Here is a 16604-nt window from a genome sequence, read left to right as displayed (position 1 = left end):
GCGCGCTTTTCCGGACCGCAAAAAAACGCGCGACGTCCGAGGCGTCGCGCGTTTTTTTTGCGGAGAAAATCGCGGGAACGTTCAGTTCTGCGGATTGATGATCCAGGAGGCGCTTTTCGTGCCCTTGAGCTTGCGGGCGTCTTCGTTCGGCGCGATCACGACCGTCTTGCCCGGAAGCGCGTTCTTGAACGCCGCGTCGGAAGGATATTTGATTTCGCAGCCGCCGAGCTGCTCTTCGCGGATGAAGATCGTCCCGTGCACGGTGAGCTTCTTGCCGCGACCGGCGGGAACGTATTCGTCGAGAACGACGGCGCCCGCGACGGCCTTCTTCGCTTCGGCGTCCCAGCCTTTGTAGTTTTCCTGGATCGTGATTTTCTGATTCGCGTTGGAGACGAGCTCGATTTCGTAGGCGACGCCGTTTTCCTCCGCGGCGACCGTTCCCGCGGCGACGGAATCGCCCGCCGGAGCACAGGATTTCACCGCGACGAGAACGCCGGCCGCGACGACGACGAGCGCGCCCGCCGCGACGAGCGCGAGACCCTTCGCAGCGCGCGCGGGCTTGGCGGAAGCGCCGCCCGAAAACGACGAATCGTCCGCTTCGTCGCCGGAGGAAACGGCGCGCCCGACGAGACGGAACGTGCCGCCGCGCGCGCCGGAAGACTTCGCGAGCGTCTCCTTGTATTCGGCGACGAGCGCGTCGGCGTCGAGCTTGAGGAGCTTGGCGTAAATGCGCAGAAAGCCGATGCGGTAGACGGGCGCGAGGTCGATGGAGTCGAAATCGTCGTTTTCCATCGCGATGATGTAATGGCGGCGGATGTGCGTGCGGTCGGAAACGCCGCGCTCGTCCAACGCGAGCTTTTCGCGGGCGCTTTTGAGTTTCTGCCCGATGGAAATCATGTTGTCTGCGGTGCTCATTGCTTTTTCTTCTGCCTTAAAAATTCAAATTCGCGGCGGTTTTATCGCAAGCGTTTTTTGGAAAAATCTTCACGGCACGATGACCTTGACGGTCGCGCCGAGTTTGTTGACGTGCATCTTGCGCACGCGCCAGTGGATGGAGAGCGTGTCGCAGAAATCCGCGATCTCGTTGCCGAAGCCGTCGTCGTCGTTCTTGACCACGGCGACGATCGTCGGACCCGCGCCGGAAACGTAGGCGGTGACGGCGTTGTCGGACTCGCGGATGTAGTTGAACACCTTTTCGCCCTCGGGAACGAGCTTGAGGCGGTAGCCCTGGTGGATGCGGTCCTTGCAGCCGGCGCGGATCAGCCTCTCGTCCGCCTTTTCGAGCCCTTCGAGCAGAATCGGAATGCGCGACATGTTGTAGATGCAGTCCGAAAGTCCGTAGGACTTCGGCAGAATCGCGCGCGCCTCTTCCGTGGAGACGCGGACGTCCGGCATCAGCGCGTAGAAGCTGATCGCCTCGGAAATCGGATAGACGTGCCAATAGACGAAGTCGTTTTCGATGATCGCCGCGACGAAGCCGCCGAGAATCGCGGGCGCGACGTTGTCCGGGTGCCCTTCAATGAGGGAGGCGATGCGGAGAATCTCCGCCTTGTCGAAGTTCAGCCCGGCGATCTGATTCGCCGCCATGATGCCCGCGACGATGCAGGTCGAGCTCGAGCCGAGCCCGCTGCACAGCGGCAGGTCCGTGTCGAAATGAATGCTCAGCGGCGGCACCTGGCGGCCGTAGCTGGTGAGGGTCTTCACGAGCGTCGTGTAGACGAGATTCGTTTCCGCCGTGGAAAACGCGGGTTCGCAGCCGGTGATCGTTAGCCCTTCGCCGCCGGTCTCGAACGTGAAGCGGTTGAACATGTCGAACGCGACGCCCATGACGTCGAAGCCCGGACCGACGTTGGCGCTCGTCGCGGGAACGGAAATCTTGAATCTCATGATGTTTGTTTTCGGAAAATTGAGTACGGGAGTTGTTTTTCCGCCCGATTAAACACGAGAACGCGCGGAGTTTCAAGCACCGAGCCGCCTTCCCGCGGGCGCGGAATCATTCTTCCGCAGGGAAGATTTTTTCGAAGGACGCGAACTCGCTTTCGGCGAGCACGGCGCGGAGCGTTTCGAGCGTCACGTCGAAGAGATGAAATTCCTGCTTCGCGTTCTTCGCGACGAGCGTGAGACGCCAGCCGCCGTTGAGGCGCAGGATCTTGATCGTGCGCGCGCGGGAACGCGCGTTGGCGCGTATGACGCCGCGCGAGACGCGCGCGACGCGGTCGAGCCGCCGAATCAGCGGCTCGGCGGCTTCGATGACGGTGGAATGCGTTCCCGCGCGCACGAACGGAAGCGGTGAGACGGCGAGGCGGCGGAACCGCGCGGGCGCCGCCGCCTCAGGCCTTCACGCGATTTCCCACTTGTAGGGATGATTCGAAAGCAGCTCGCAGCCGTCCTTGCGCACGACCACGACGTCTTCGATGCGGCAGCCGCCGATGCCCGGATAGTAGAGCCCCGGCTCGACCGTCACGACCATGTTTTCGCGCAGCTTTTCCGAGGCGAGCGAGCGCCCGCCCATGTTCGGAGCCTCGTGCACGTTGAGCCCGACGCCGTGTCCGAGCCCGTGGAAGAATCCCGTCGGAACGCCGTCCACGTAGCCCGCCTTGTAGCCGAGTTTTTCGAAGAAGTCGACGGTCGCCCTGTACACGCTCACGCCCGTCACGCCCGCCTTGATCCGCGCGATCGCGGCGTCGTGCGCCTGCTTCACGGAATCGACGAGTCTGCGCTGTTCCGGCGACGCCTTGCCTTTGAGATACGTGCGCGTCATGTCGCCGAAGTAGCCGGTCGCCGCGATGCGCGGGAAGATGTCGCAGACGATGAGCGAGTTCGCGCGGATCGGGCCGAAGCCGGAGCAGTGGCAGTCCACGCCCTGTTCGCCGGAGGCGGCGATGAGGCCTTCGACGTTGATGCCGCCCGCGTCGAGGCAGGCGTGCTCGATCGCCATGCGGAGGCGTTCCGAGGTCAGCGTCTTGCCTTCGTATTTGAGGAAGCCCTTCTTGTCGATCGTCGCGGCCTTGAGGATTTTTTCGACGGCTTTGAAGCCCGCGCAGGAAGCGCGGTTGCCGGCGCGGATGTATTCGAGCTCCTCTTCGGTCTTGACGACGCGCTGCGGGAAGAACGGCGTGCCGCCCACTTCGAGCTTGAGCCCGAGCTTGTGCAGCGTCACGAAAAGCCCCGACGGGAAATCCGGCGGCACGCGGAACGATTCCGCGCCGTAGCGCTTCGCGAGATCGACGATCAGCTCGGGCATTCCCGCGTCGGGCTGCGTCTCGCGCAGCTTCGCCAGCTCTTCCGCCATGTCGAGCACGACGTCGAAGTTCGATTCCTTGCGGCAACGCACGATTTCGAGCATCGTGATCGCGGCGATGCGTTTGCCCTTCGCCGTGAAGGCGATGAAGGCGTCGCCGCACGCGAAATGCGCGAACCAGCGCATGTCGGCGGAATTGTTCGGGGACGCGTACAGCAGCACGTCCGGTTTTTTGTTGGATTTCTTGCTCATTCGGAAAAACGTTTCGGTGCGCGCATTTTAAACACGATTCCCGCCGAATTTCCATGCCTTTTTCGGAAAAGGGAAAAGCGGATTCGCGCTTGCCAAGGGGAGGCGCTTCGTCCATGATGGGCGACACTGAACGCGCGGCTTCGCCCCCTTTTCGTTCATGCGTTCGGTTTTCATTCGACTCCCTTTAATTGATTGCTATGAAAGCGGCTTTGACGGGAGGCATCGGCTGCGGAAAATCCACGGCACTGCGAGCCTTCCGAAATCACGATTGCGCGACCGTCAGCGCGGACGCCCTCGGACACGAAATTCTTTCCGAATCTTCGTCCGCGGCCTTCGTTGTCGCGCGCTTCGGCGCCGAGTGCGCCCCCGCGGGAACGGTGGACCGGGAACGGCTCGCGCGCGTCGTCTTCGCCGATCCCGCCGCGCGGAAGGAGCTCGAGGACTTCATCCACCCCAAAATCGAAGCCGCCTGGCGGGAACGCGTCCGCGCCGCGGAAGAGCGGGGCGAAGACTGCGTCGTCGAGATTCCGCTGCTTTTCGAAAAAAATCTCGAAGGCGCGTTCGACCGCACGGTCTGTCTCGTCTGTTCCGAGGCGGTGCAGCTGGAGCGTCTTGAAAAGCGCGGCCTGCCGCGGGAACGCGCGCTCGCCCGCATCGCGGCGCAGCTGCCGATCGAGGAAAAGGCGCGCCGCGCGGACGTCTGTCTGTTCAACGACGGCTCCCCCGAATTTCTTGAAAAACAAATCGCAATCTTCGCAAAAAATTTTTTGAACTGAAATGGAAGAAGACAACATCATCTCCCCGAATCCCTCTGAAGAAAACGCGAAGCCGGCGCCCGCGAAGCGCGGCCGTCCGCGCAAGAATCCGCTCCCGGAAGGCGAGGCGGCGGTGAAGGTTCCCGCTAAGCGCGGCCGTCCGCGCAAGAATCCGCTCCCGGAAAACGAGGCGCCCGCGGAAGCTCCCGCCCCCGCGCCGTCCGCGTCGGCGTCCGCGCCCGCGGCTTCCGTTCCCGCCGAGCCGGAACTCCCTCCGCCCGCCGCTTCCGCGCGCCCGCCGCGCTCTTCGACGCCGCTCTTTTCCTTTGACCCGGACGAAGACGACTCTCCCGCTCCCGCGCCGAAACCCCGCGCGGAAAGCGCCGCGCCCGTCTTCAGCGAAGTCAGGCCCGCCGCGCCGAGCGTTCCCGTCTCCGTGAATCCGGAGGACGCGCGCCCGCGCCTTTCTCCGGAGCGCCCGATCGACCGCGTCACCGAAAACGTGTATTCGCCGGAAGACGACGACGCGCCCGCGGCGACGGATCCGAGCGAAGGCGACGCCGGAACCGCCGCGCCCGCGCCGAAGCCCGAAGGCGGGAACGCCGCGCGCCCCGGATTTTTCGGGCGCGGCGACCGCTGGGAAAAGCGTCAGCCGAGCAAATTCAATCCGCAGGACCGCGCCGCTCGTCCGCAGAGCGGGGCGTTCCGCTACGGCGCTCCCGCCGCGGGCGGCGCTTCCGCGCAGACTCCGTCCGAAGGCGCGCCCGCGGCGGCGGCCCCGTCCGCGCAGGGAGCGGCGCCTCAGCAGCCGCGCCGCGAATTCGGCGGGAACGGCAAGCCGCGCTTCCAGCCGACGCCGAAGAAGGAAAAATTCCAGGGCGGCAAATTCAACGCGCAGGGACGTTTCGAAAAATTCAAGGACCGCTCCAACGCGCCGAAGCCCGCCTGGGGCACGCTCGCGAACTCGGACTCGTCCGAAGTGGGCACGCTCGACATCGGCAATTCCTTCGACTACAACAAGCTCAAGGACGACTCGTTTCTCGCCGACCTGGAGGCGCGCGCGCGCCACACGATCCGGCTGGTGAAGGAGACGACGCCCGCCGTTCCCGCCTCCGAGGACGGCAGCGTTCCCGCGCAGCCGGCGAAGACCGTCGAGACGCGCGTGCCGACGACGCCGGGCGAGCCGCTCGACTTCAACGCGCTTTACGGCCTGCCGATCGGCGAGCTGGTCGCGTTCGCGGGCAAGCTCGAAATCCCGGTCTTCCGCAATCCGCAGCGGCGCCCGCTCATCCGCAAGATTCTCAACGCGGCGTTCGAGGCGGACCGCCCGATCCGCCTCACGGGAACGCTCGAACTGCTCGCGAACGGCAACGGCCTGCTGCTCTACGCGGAAGACAATTTTTGCGTGCGCGAGCTTTCCGCCTACGTTCCCGCCTCGCTCATCAAGAAGTACTCGCTGCAGCGCGGGCATGAGCTGAACACGATCGTCCACCCGCCGATGCCGGGCGAGACGGCGCCGATCGTCGTCGCCGTCAATTCCGTCATGGGCGAAAATCCGGAGGAGATCAAGCACCTGACGCCGTTCACCGAACTCACGCCGTATTATCCGACCGAGCGCATCATGCTCGAAATGGAGCCGGACGCGACGAACAACCTGTCGATGCGCTGCGTCGATCTGCTCTGCCCGATCGGGCTGGGACAGCGCGGGCTCATCGTCGCGCCGCCGCGCGTCGGCAAGACCGTCCTGCTGCAGACGATGGCGAACGCCATTCTCAAGAACAAGCCGAAGGCGAAGCTCATCGTGCTGCTCGTGGACGAACGCCCGGAGGAAGTGACGGACTTCAAACGCAACACGCTCGGCGCGGAGATCATCGCGTCCACCTTTGACGAATCCGCGGAGAACCACGCGCACGTCGCCGAGATGGTGATCGAGCGCGCGCGCCGCATGGTCGAGCTCGGCATGGACGTCATCATCCTGCTCGATTCGATCACGCGCCTCGCCCGCGCCTACAACACGCTTCAGCCGAGCGGCGGCAAGCTGCTCTCCGGCGGCATCGAGGCGGGCGCGCTCGCCAAGCCGAAGCGCTTCTTCGGCTCCGCGCGCAACATCGAAGGCGGCGGGTCGCTGACGATCCTCGGCACCGCGCTCATCGGCACGGGCTCGACGATGGACGAAGTCATCTTCGAGGAATTCAAGGGCACGGGCAACATGGAGCTCGACCTCGACCGCGACCTCGCGAACAAGCGCATCTTCCCGGCGATCAACTTCGAGCGCTCGGGCACGCGCAAGGAAGAGCTGCTCTACCACCCGCAGGAAATGCAGTGCGTGTATTCGATGCGCCGCGCGATGAAGGGCATGCCTTCCGTCGAGGCGATGGAGATGCTCATCTCCCGCATGAAGAAGACGCGCACGAACGCGGAATTCCTCATGACCCTTGCCGGCCGCTAAGGAACGCCGGGGCGCCCGAAAGGTCGGGGAGTTCGGAAGCGGACCGCTTTCGGGCTCTCCGGCCTTTCTTCGTCCCGCTTTCGCTCCCGCGTCCGCCCTCGGGCGCTTTCCGCGGGGCGCGGGAACGCCTTTTTCTTTTCTCTTGCAAAGACGGGGGCGTTAGGCGAAGGTTTCCCTTTAAATTCAATTTTTCATTTTGCCATGAAGTCTTTGGTCATCGCTGAAAAACCGTCGGTCGCGAAGGACATCGCGAAAGTGCTGAAGGTGCCCGCGAAAGGCGACGTTTTCGAGAACGCCGAATACGTCATCTCCTCTGCCGTCGGGCATCTGGTTTCGCTGTGCGATCCCGACGATTACGACGCGAAGCTGAAACGCTGGTCGCGCAAGACGCTCCCGATTCTTCCCGAGAAATTCAAGATCAAGCCCTCGGCGGAACGCGGCGCGAAGGAGCAGTTCAACAAGCTCAAGCGCCTGATGGAGCGCGCGGACGTCGGCTGCGTCGTCAACGCGTGCGACGCGGGGCGCGAGGGCGAGCTGATCTTCGCGTACATCTACGACCTCGCGAAATGCGCGAAGCCGACGAAGCGCCTCTGGCTCACGAGCATGACGCCGAGCGCCGTCCGCGACGGCTTCGAGCATCTTCTCGCGGGCGAGGACAAGTTCGACCTCTGCGAGGCGGCGCGCTGCCGCGCGGAATCGGACTGGCTCATCGGCATGAACGGCACGCGCGCCGTCACGCTGCGCACCTCGCCGGCGGGCAAGGGGCAGGTCGCCACCGTCGGGCGCGTGCAGACGCCGACGCTTTCGCTCATCGTTCAGCGCGAGCTCGACATCCGCAATTTCACGCCCAAGGGCTATTGGCGCATCGTCGGCGAATTTCAGCTCGCCGCGGGAACGTACGAAGGCGTCTATCAGCGTCCGGACTTCCGGAAGCCCGACAAGAACGCGCCCGAATCCGAAAGCGGCGACAAGGCGGACCGCGTCTGGAACAAGTCCCAGGCGGAAGCCGTGTACGCCGCCTGCCGCGCCGCCGGGACGGGAACGGTCTCCGAAGAAAAGAAGCACACGACGGAAGCCTGCCCGCGCCTCTACGACCTGACGACGCTGCAGCGCGAGGCGAACAAGCGCTTCGGCTTCCCCGCGACGAAGACGCTCCAGATCGCCCAGGCGCTTTACGAAAAGCACAAGGCGACGACGTACCCGCGCACGGATTCGCGCGCGCTTCCGGAGGATTATCTCGGCACCTGCCGCCGCACGCTCGAGGCTCTCGAAGTCCGCGGGAACGTCGGCGGATTCGCCGCGCGCGTCGTCGAAAACGGCTGGGTGCGTCCGAACCGCCGCATCTTCAACAACAAGGAAATTTCCGATCACTTCGCGATCATTCCGACCGACCAGCCGCCGAAGGGCGCGCTCGCTCCCGACGAGGAGAAAATCTACGACATGGTCGTCCGCCGCTTCGTCGCCGTGTTCTTCCCGCCGGCGGAATTCGACGTGACGACGCGCATGACGAACGTCGCCGGGCACGACTTCAAGACCGAAGGCAAGGTGCTCGTCGTTCCCGGCTGGAAGGAAGTTTACGGCAGGGACGAGGGCAAGCCCGAGGACAACCTGCCGCCCGTGACCGACGCCGACGGCGTTCCCGCGACCGCGAAGGTCAACGAAATCCAGTGTCAGGAGGAAGCCACGAAACCGCCGCCGCGCTACACGGAAGCGACGCTGCTCGCCGCCATGGAAAGCGCCGGAAAATTCGTCGAGGACGAAGAGCTCGCCCTCGCGATGAAGGAGCGCGGTCTCGGCACGCCGGCGACGCGCGCGGGCATCATCGACCACCTCATCAAGACGAAATACGTCGAGCGCGCCGGGCGCGACCTCGTACCGACCATCAAGGCGGAGCAGCTCATGGCGTTCCTCAAGGTCGCGGGCGTGGAGATTCTCACGAGTCCCGTGCTGACGGGCGAGTGGGAATTCCAGCTGCAGGAAGTCGCCGAGGGCAAGCGTTCCCGCAAGGACTTCATGAAGGGCATCGTCGCGCTCGCGACGCAGATCGTCGAAAAGGTCGGCGCCGACGGCGGGGACGACCAGTGGACGGAGACGGACATCGTCTCTCCGACCGACGGCAAGCCGATTCTGGAAAACTACCGCCTTTACCGCTCTCAGGACACCGTCGCGAGCGCGAACAACCGCGCGTTCCCGGCGCTCGTCGTCTACAAGAACGCCAGCGGCCACAACCTAACGCTCGACGAAGTGCGCGCCCTGATTGCCGACGGCGAGATCGGACCGATTTCCGACTTCAAGTCGCGCTTCGGCAAGCCGTTCACCGCCAAGCTCAAGCTCGAGAAAAACGAGAGCGGACTGTTGCGCTCGGTCTTCGTGTTCCCGGAACGCGAGGGCGACGCGGATGCCGCGGCGTTCGACTACGCGGGCGCGCCCGTCGTCGGCGAATGCCCCGCGACGAAGCTCAAGATCTACGACACGCCGTTCGGCTATCGCCCGAATCCGGCGGACGTGACCAAGACGCTCAAAATCGCGCCGTTCTCGATGGCGAAGAAAATGCTCGGCGCCGAAATCACGGCGGAGCAGGTGAGCAAGCTGCTGAGCGAGGGCAAGACGGATCTCATCAAAGGCTTCGTCTCCAACCGCACGAAACGGCCCTTCGACGCGTTTCTGTGCCTCGGGAAAAATTCCTCGAAGGTGCGCTTCGAGTTCCCGCCGCGCGAAGCCAAGCCGAAGACCGAAAAGACGGAAAAGAAGACTCCCGCCCGCCGCCGTCTGATCAAGAAGCCGGCGTCCGGCTCCGGCATCCGCCCCAACGACGACGCGGACATCCAGGTTTCCTGATGGAAAAGGTGATGAAGGTGACGAGGTTATGGAGGTTATGAGGTTATGAAGTTGATTGCGTTTCGCTTCGCGAAAGAGTTTTTCTGAAATCCTTTCGGCGAAGCCGAGCGCAAAGAACCTCCATAACCTCATAACTCCATCACTTCATCACCTTTCGCGCGCGCGCGAAAAAGCGTTGAGGCGCGGGAACGTCCGCGGATAGAGTCTCCGGCATGAAAACGAACGACATTTCCGTTTCCGGCGCGGGAGCGCGCCCGCACATCGCGTGGATCGACTGCGCGCGCTGGATCGCCATGTTTCTCGTCGTCGCGTGCCACGCGTGCGACCCGTTCAACTGCTCTCCAGAATCGCTGAGCAATCCGGAGTTCGTCCGCTGGGGCGCGATCTGGGGCTCGATGCTGCGCCCGTGCGTGCCGCTGTTCGTGATGATCACGGGCGCGCTGCTTCTGCCCGTGCGCGAGCCGGGTCTCGGCGGATTCTACAAAAAGCGCATTCCGCGCGTGCTCTTTCCGTCCCTGATCTGGTCCGCGCTCTACACGCTGTTCCCGTGGTTCGCGGGCCTCGTCACGGACACGCCCGAGGCCGCGCGCGAGCTCACGACGACGTTCTTCCCGTATTCGGGCTTCATGAACGACGGCGCCGGCCCGGAAACGACGCTCGGCTCCGCGCTGGCGACGCTCGCGACCGTGCCGTTCTCGTTCAACTATTTTTCCGTGCACCTGTGGTACGTGTACATGCTTTTCGGGCTCTACCTCTACCTGCCGATTTTCTCGGCGTGGGTCGAAAAGGCGTCGATGCGCTCGAAGCTCGCGTTCCTCGGCGTCTGGGGCGCGACGCTCGTGCTGCCCTACGCGGACGTTTTTCTGACGCCGCATCTGCCCTTCGGCGCCGGCTATCTTTTCGGCACGTGCTCGTGGAACGCCTTCGGGCTGTTCTACGCGTTCGCGGGCTTCAACGGCTACTTGCTGCTCGGGCACGTGCTCGCGCGCCTCTCGCTCGAAATCCCCGTGAAGAAGGCGCTCGCCGTCGCGCTGCCCGCGCTCGCGGCGGGAACGCTGCTGACGTTCGTCGGCTTCTTCTGGGTGCGCCTGGCGGGAAGTCTCGACAATCCGGAAGTCTTTTCCGCGCTGCGCGAAGGCGGCGTCCTCTCGGAAAAAATCGCCGCGCTCGCGACGGGCGTCGCGGGAACGTCGCCCGAGGCAATCGTCGCGACCGCGAAGGCGTTTCAGGCGGAGCCGATGGTGGAGCTTTTCTGGACCTACTGCTCGCTGAACGTCGTGATCTCGAGCGCGGCGCTCTTCCTGCTGATTTCGAAAATCCGTCTCGCGCCGGGGCGCTTCGCGGATTTCCTCGCGACGCTGGGCAGGCTCGGCTTCGGCGTCTATTGCGCGCACTATTTCTTCGTCGGGCCGAGCTACGTGCTCGCGACGAAGCTCGGCGTGCCGCTCGAAGCGCAGATTCCGGTCTCGGCGGCGTTCGCGTTCGCGGCGACCTACGTCGTCGTGCGCGCGCTCTACGCGGTCCTGCCCAAGCCGAAAATCTTCCTCGGCTGAGGACGCGGCGGCGCTTATGGAGTCATGAATTGCGCCTCGCGAAATTTTTCGAAAATCTTTTCGGCGAAGCGAAACGCAATCAACCTCCATAACCTCGTCACCTCATAACCTCCTCCCGCGCCCGTTCCGCGCGCATGTTTTAAATTGTAGTTTTTTCCCGAAAGCCTATGCTTTCCGCTTTTCAGAACATCATGGTCAACGAATCCGAACTCATCGCGAAAGCGCGCGTCCTGCTGGAGGCGCTTCCTTACATTCAGCGTTTCCACGACTCGATCTTCGTCGTCAAGTACGGCGGAAGCTTCATGGATTCGGACGATCCCGAGGTGCGGGAGCGCGTCGCGGCGGACATCGTTTTTCTCAACAGCGTCGGCATCAAGGTCGTCGTCGTGCACGGCGGCGGCAAGGCGATTTCCCGCGCCATGGAACGCTCCGGCATCGTGCCGCAGTGGCGCAACGGCATCCGCGTGACGGACGAAAAGACCATCCGCATCGTCGAGTCCACGCTGAACAACGAAATCAACGCCGACATCTGCGCGATGATCGCGCGGCGCAACGGGGACGCGCTCGGCATGCCGGGCAATCTCGTCAATCTCTGTGAAAAGATGAGCGCGCGCGACGACGACGGGAACGCCGTCGATCTCGGGTTCGTCGGCGAAATCAAGTCGGTGAAGACCAAGCTCATCAAAAAGGCGCTCGCGGAGGGGAAGATTCCCGTCATTTCGCCGATCGCGCTCGACGAGAACGACCGCCCCTACAACACGAACGCGGACGCGGCGGCGAGCGCCGTGGCGAGCGCGCTCAAGGCGCGCCGTCTCGTGTTCATGTCCGACGTTCCCGGGCTGCTCGCGAATCCGAAGGATCCGAGCACTCTGATTTCGACCCTGCGCGTGCACGAAGTGCCGGAACTGAAGCGCACCGGCGTGATTTCCGCGGGAATGATCCCGAAGGTGGATTCCGCCGTGCGTGCGCTGCAGAGCGGCGTCCGCCGCGTGCACTTCATCGACGGGCGCACGCCGCACTCGCTGCTTCTGGAAATCTTCACGGACAAGGGCGTCGGCACGGAAATCATCCACCCGGACGTCGTGCTTCCCGGCGCTCCCGCGGAACAGCCCTGAGGCGCGTTCCCGCCGCGGCGGGCTTCGCTTTTTCTCGCGACGCGTTTCCTCGAAGCCGGGGAAACGCGTTTTTTTTTCGGCTCGAAAAAATCCGCGGGAACGGAATGATTGAGGGCATGGCTGAAGAAAAAATCATTTACACGATGTCGCGGCTCTCGAAGGGATTCGAGAAAAAGCCGATTCTGAAGGACATTTCGCTGTCGTATTTCTACGGCGCGAAAATCGGCGTGCTCGGGCTGAACGGCTCCGGCAAATCCACGCTGCTCAAGATCATGGCGGGCGTGGACAAGCAGTTCGAGGGCGACGTCTCCTGCGTGCCCGGCTACTCGATCGGCTACCTCGAACAGGAACCGAAGCTCGATCCCGCGAAGACCGTGCGCGAATGCGTCGAGGAAGGCGTCGCGGAGACGCGCGCGCTGCTCGACGAATACGACGAGACCTTCGTCGCGCTCGGCGAGACCGAAGACGCCGCCGAGCAGGAAAAAATCCTCGCCCGCCAGGGCGAAATTCAGGAGAAGCTCGACGCCTCCGGCGCGTGGGAGCTCGATTCGCGCATCGAAATGGCGATGGACGCGCTGCGCTGCCCCGACGAAAACGCGCTCGCGGGAACGCTTTCCGGCGGCGAAAAGCGCCGCGTCGCGCTCTGCCGGCTGCTCCTGCGCGAGCCCGACATTCTGCTGCTCGACGAGCCGACGAACCACCTCGACGCCGAGACGATCGACTGGCTCGAACGCCACCTGCACCAATACAAGGGCACCGTCATCGCGATCACGCACGACCGCTATTTTCTCGACAACGTCGCGGGCTGGATTCTCGAAATCGACCGCGGCTACGGCATTCCGTGGAAGGGCAATTACTCCTCGTGGCTCGAACAGAAGGAAAAACGCCTCGCCGCCGAGGAGAAGGTCGCCTCCGCGCGCCGCAAGACGATGGAGCGCGAGCGCCAGTGGGCGGCGACGTCGCCGAGCGGCCGTCTCGCGAAGAACAAGGCGCGTCTGCGCGCCTACGAGACGATGCTCGCGCAGGACGAACGCGAGCAGGAAAAGACGATGGAAATCTTCATTCCCGCGGGGCCGCGCCTCGGCGAAAAAGTGCTCGTCGCGAAGGATCTGACCAAGGGCTTCGGCGACCGCCTGCTGCTCGACCGCGTGAACTTCACGCTCCCGGCGGGCGGCATCGTCGGCGTCATCGGGCCGAACGGCGCGGGCAAGACGACGCTCTTCAAGATGATCACGGGCGCGGAAAAGCCCGACGCGGGAACGCTCACGCTCGGCGAGACGGTGAAGCTCGCCTACGTCGATCAGTCGCGCGACGCGCTCGACGACGCGAAGCCGCTCTGGGAAGTGATCTCCGACGGGAACGAAATCGTCGAACTCGGGCGCGCGCGCGTTCCCGCGCGGCAGTATGCGGCGCGCTTCGGCTTCACGGGCGCGGAGCAGCAGAAGCTCGTCGGCTCGCTCTCGGGCGGCGAGCGCAACCGCGTGCACCTCGCGCGCATGCTCAAGAGCGGCGCGAACGTGCTGCTGCTCGACGAGCCGACGAACGACCTCGACGTGAACACGATCCGCGCGCTCGAAGACGCGCTCAACGCGTTCGCGGGCTGCGCCGTCGTCATCACGCACGACCGCTGGTTCCTCGACCGCGTCGCGACGCACATTCTCGCCTTCGAGGGCGATTCGCAGATCTACTGGCACGAGGGCAACTATTCGTCCTACGAGGCCGAGCTGCGCAAGCGCCTCGGCCGCGACGCCGACCGCCCGCACCGCATCAAATACCGCCGCTTCGCGCGCTGACGGACGATTTCTGCGTTGACGCGCGCGGCGTTCCCGCGTTTCCTTAGGCACTTTATTCGCGTTCCCGTATTTCAATGGATAGAATTCTGGCCTCCGAAGCCGGCGATTCGGGTTCGAGTCCCGACGGGAGCGCCATTTTTTTCGCCGCGAAAATCGTTCCAAAAAAAATCTTGCCGCGGCGCCGCTTCATGGAATAATTCCAAAAATCACTTCATTCCAATCCCAACAAGGAAAGAACAAAGATATGGCAAAATACGTATGCACGATCTGCGGTTATGTGCACGAAGGCGATCAGCCCCCGGCGCAGTGCCCGCAATGTAAAGCTCCGGCTTCCAAGTTCCAGGAAGTCGTCGAAACCTCCGGAAAGAAAGTCTGGGCGGACGAACACCGCATCGGCGTCGCTCAGGGCGTCGACAAGGAAATCGTCGACGGTCTCAACATGAACTTCATGGGCGAATGCACGGAAGTCGGCATGTACCTCGCGATGAGCCGCCAGGCCGACCGCGAAGGCTACCCGGAAGTCGCCGAAGCCTACAAGCGCATCGCTTTCGAAGAAGCCGAACACGCGGCGAAGTTCGCCGAACTCCTCGGCGACGTCGTCAAGCCCTGCACGAAGACGAATCTCCAGATGCGCGTGGACGCCGAACAGGGCGCCTGCGAAGGCAAGCTCATGCTCGCCAAGCGCGCGAAGGAACTCGGCCTCGACGCGATCCACGACACGGTTCACGAAATGTGCAAGGACGAAGCCCGTCACGGCGCGGCTTTCGAAGGCCTGCTGAACCGTTACTTCGGAAAATAATTTTTCCGGATTTCGGCCTCGGCCGCGGGAGCACGAGACGTTCCCGCGGTCGCGGTTTTTCTTTCGAGAATTTTATTGCGGGAACGACGATGCAGTCAGCGGCAGAGTTTTTGCAGGAACGCGGCATTCGCCCCTCCGTGCAGCGCACGGCGGTGTACGCCTATCTGCGCGACCACATGACGCACCCCACCGCCGAGGAAATCTACCTCGCGCTCGCTCCCGAATTCGCGACGCTTTCGCGCGCGACCGTCTACAACACGCTGCGCCTCTTCGCGGAAAAGGGCGCCGCGAAGCTCATCACGATCGAAGAAAAGGAAATGCGCTTCGATTCGCTGACCACGATTCACGGGCATTTCAAGTGCGTCCGCTGCGGCTGCATCGAGGATTTCCCGATCGACGAAGCCGCCGTCCGCAGACAGCTCCCGGCGGGCGACGCCGCGGAGGAATTCCACTTTTACGTGCGCGGCACCTGCGCGCGCTGCCGAGCCGAAAACCCGCAAAAGGCCTGCTGACGCCTTTTCCCGCTCACGGGAGGGCAGTGCGTCCCGCTTGCCCTCTTTTTTTTCAACAGGGATTGCGGGGATTTTGAGGGATTTCTTTTGGGAGCTGGTTTTCTCGAAGGCTTTTCGCTTCGCATGAGTGGGGACCATCGTCTTCTCGGGCGACGGTTCCACGGTGACCTTCGAGGGGAACACAGCTTCCACCGGCGACGGCGGCGCGATTTTCGCGACCAGGGGCGTCTCCTTCTCGGGCGCGGGCGCTCAAACCGTCGGCGGCGCGCTGACGCTCGGCGGCGCGCTCGCGCTCGGCGACGTCAAAATGGGCGCGGCGAAATCTCTGCGACGGGCGACCTGACGGTTTCCGGCGCGATCATGGACGCGGTGGGAACGGGCTCGGCGATCGTCACGCTCTCCGGCGCGAACGTGACGATCGACCTTTCCGCGCAGACGCAGCCGCTCGGCGACGCCGCCGCGCTCAAAGCGACGGATTCCGCCGCGGGAACGCTCGCTCTGGCGAATTTCGCGCTGAGTCCGGACGGCACGACGGCGTCGGTAGGCCTGGGCGCGGACGCGCGGGGACACGCTCGGGTTCACGGCGGCGCTGAGCTACGAGGCGTCGTACGCGTTCGCGGTCGCGGACTGGGCGAAGCTTTCGCCGGTGGCGAGTCTGAGCGTCGCGTGGAACACGATCGAGGGGTGGACGGAAAGCGGCGCGGACGCATCGCTGCGCTGCGGCGACCAGGACGCGCTCACGTGGCTCGCGGGCGTGGGCGGTCGCGCGGACTTCGAGTTCGCGAGTCCGTTCTCGGACGCGGCGAAGGCGCGCGCGGGCGCGTACGCGCTGTTCACGGCGGAGTTCGGCGAGCGCAGCTGCGGCGTCGATGCCGAGTTCGCGGACACGGGCGCGGGCTTCACGGCGCGCTACGACGATCCTTCGCGCTATGCGCTTCAGCTGGGCGTGACGGCGTCGCTCCCGCTGAGCGGGAACACGTCGCTCTTCGGCGGCGTCTCGACGGAACTGCGCGAAGACGAGACGAACCTGAACGCGAACGTCGGCGTGCGCTTCGCATGGTGAAGCGCACGCGTTCGCGCGCTTTTGGAGAAGCGACATTCTTGTCGCTTTTCGGAATCCTTCAAAGAAAATTTCCTTAAAAAAAAACTTCAACAAGCGACTGGAAAGTCGCTTCCCCAAAAAGCCGCGGGAACGCTGAGCAACAGCCGCCTCGCCGGGACCTGCGCCATCCACTATTCACTATTCACTATTCACTATTCATTATCCATTATTCATTATTCACTATCCGTTATCCAT

The 16604-nt window shown here is 63.8% G+C and carries 14 protein-coding genes, 1 tRNA gene and 1 pseudogene; 11 read left to right on the top strand and 5 right to left on the bottom strand.

The genetic code is table 11. The features are described 5' to 3' along the window. Positions 1-81: 81 nt before the first annotated feature. The 4 genes from ACQREB_RS00125 to ACQREB_RS00110 all read right to left on the bottom strand — a co-directional run bounded on the left by ACQREB_RS00125 (position 82) and on the right by ACQREB_RS00110 (position 3493). On the bottom strand, positions 82-915 hold the full coding sequence (locus ACQREB_RS00125) for a helix-turn-helix domain-containing protein (protein ID WP_427763813.1): 834 nt from the start codon (positions 913-915) through the stop codon (positions 82-84). A 69-nt stretch (positions 916-984) separates the two neighbouring features. Then, on the bottom strand, positions 985-1887 hold the full coding sequence (thrB, locus tag ACQREB_RS00120; protein WP_427763811.1) for a homoserine kinase: 903 nt from the start codon (positions 1885-1887) through the stop codon (positions 985-987). 106 nt (positions 1888-1993) lie between these two features. Next, a complete protein-coding gene (locus ACQREB_RS00115) occupies positions 1994-2278 on the bottom strand; it encodes a hypothetical protein (RefSeq protein WP_427763809.1) in 285 nt (94 codons plus the stop codon). Between the two features lie 60 nt (positions 2279-2338). Further along, positions 2339-3493 carry a M24 family metallopeptidase gene (locus ACQREB_RS00110; RefSeq protein ID WP_427763807.1) on the bottom strand — a complete coding sequence of 385 codons (1155 nt, stop codon included), beginning with the start codon at positions 3491-3493 and terminating at the stop codon, positions 2339-2341. A 197-nt stretch (positions 3494-3690) separates the two neighbouring features. On the opposite strand from ACQREB_RS00110, the gene coaE reads away from it, so the two are divergent. From coaE to ACQREB_RS00060, 10 genes are all read left to right on the top strand, one after another. Continuing rightward, positions 3691-4269: a dephospho-CoA kinase gene (coaE, locus tag ACQREB_RS00105; protein WP_427763804.1), complete on the top strand. Its 579-nt coding sequence runs from the start codon at positions 3691-3693 to the stop codon at positions 4267-4269. Between the two features lies 1 nt (position 4270). Next, complete coding sequence (rho, locus tag ACQREB_RS00100) at positions 4271-6697, top strand: transcription termination factor Rho (protein WP_427763801.1); 2427 nt, start codon at positions 4271-4273, stop codon at positions 6695-6697. A 201-nt stretch (positions 6698-6898) separates the two neighbouring features. Continuing rightward, positions 6899-9535: a DNA topoisomerase 3 gene (locus ACQREB_RS00095; RefSeq protein ID WP_427763799.1), complete on the top strand. Its 2637-nt coding sequence runs from the start codon at positions 6899-6901 to the stop codon at positions 9533-9535. A 212-nt stretch (positions 9536-9747) separates the two neighbouring features. Continuing rightward, positions 9748-11088, top strand: coding sequence for an acyltransferase (locus ACQREB_RS00090; protein ID WP_427763797.1), 1341 nt, complete (start codon positions 9748-9750; stop codon positions 11086-11088). A gap of 167 nt (positions 11089-11255) precedes the next feature. After that, a complete protein-coding gene (gene argB / locus ACQREB_RS00085; protein ID WP_427763795.1) occupies positions 11256-12203 on the top strand; it encodes an acetylglutamate kinase in 948 nt (315 codons plus the stop codon). A gap of 116 nt (positions 12204-12319) precedes the next feature. Then, positions 12320-13996 (top strand): energy-dependent translational throttle protein EttA, encoded by a 1677-nt coding sequence (ettA, locus tag ACQREB_RS00080; protein WP_427763792.1) that lies wholly within the window; start codon positions 12320-12322, stop codon positions 13994-13996. Positions 13997-14056: 60 nt separating this feature from the next. Next, a tRNA-Arg gene (locus ACQREB_RS00075) sits at positions 14057-14131 on the top strand. Positions 14132-14240: 109 nt separating this feature from the next. Beyond that, entirely contained in the window at positions 14241-14795 is a 555-nt protein-coding gene (locus ACQREB_RS00070) for an NADH peroxidase (protein ID WP_427763789.1), read from the top strand. A gap of 89 nt (positions 14796-14884) precedes the next feature. After that, positions 14885-15307: a Fur family transcriptional regulator gene (locus ACQREB_RS00065; RefSeq protein ID WP_427763788.1), complete on the top strand. Its 423-nt coding sequence runs from the start codon at positions 14885-14887 to the stop codon at positions 15305-15307. A gap of 127 nt (positions 15308-15434) precedes the next feature. Beyond that, positions 15435-15650, top strand: coding sequence for a hypothetical protein (locus ACQREB_RS00060; RefSeq protein WP_427763785.1), 216 nt, complete (start codon positions 15435-15437; stop codon positions 15648-15650). Here ACQREB_RS00060 and ACQREB_RS00055 read toward each other — a convergent pair. After that, positions 15610-15837: a hypothetical protein gene (locus tag ACQREB_RS00055; protein ID WP_427763783.1), complete on the bottom strand. Its 228-nt coding sequence runs from the start codon at positions 15835-15837 to the stop codon at positions 15610-15612. The genes ACQREB_RS00060 and ACQREB_RS00055 overlap by 41 nt on opposite strands. 38 nt (positions 15838-15875) lie before the next feature. On the opposite strand from ACQREB_RS00055, the pseudogene ACQREB_RS00050 reads away from it, so the two are divergent. Next, positions 15876-16370 (top strand): annotated as a pseudogene (locus ACQREB_RS00050) (autotransporter domain-containing protein); the annotation flags it as partial. Positions 16371-16604: the final 234 nt, after the last annotated feature.

Origin of the sequence: Candidatus Spyradosoma sp. SGI.093, from assembly GCF_050314555.1 — a bacterium.
Lineage (GTDB): Bacteria > Verrucomicrobiota > Verrucomicrobiia > Opitutales > UBA953 > Spyradosoma.
This window is presented reverse-complemented; position numbering and strand designations above follow the sequence as displayed.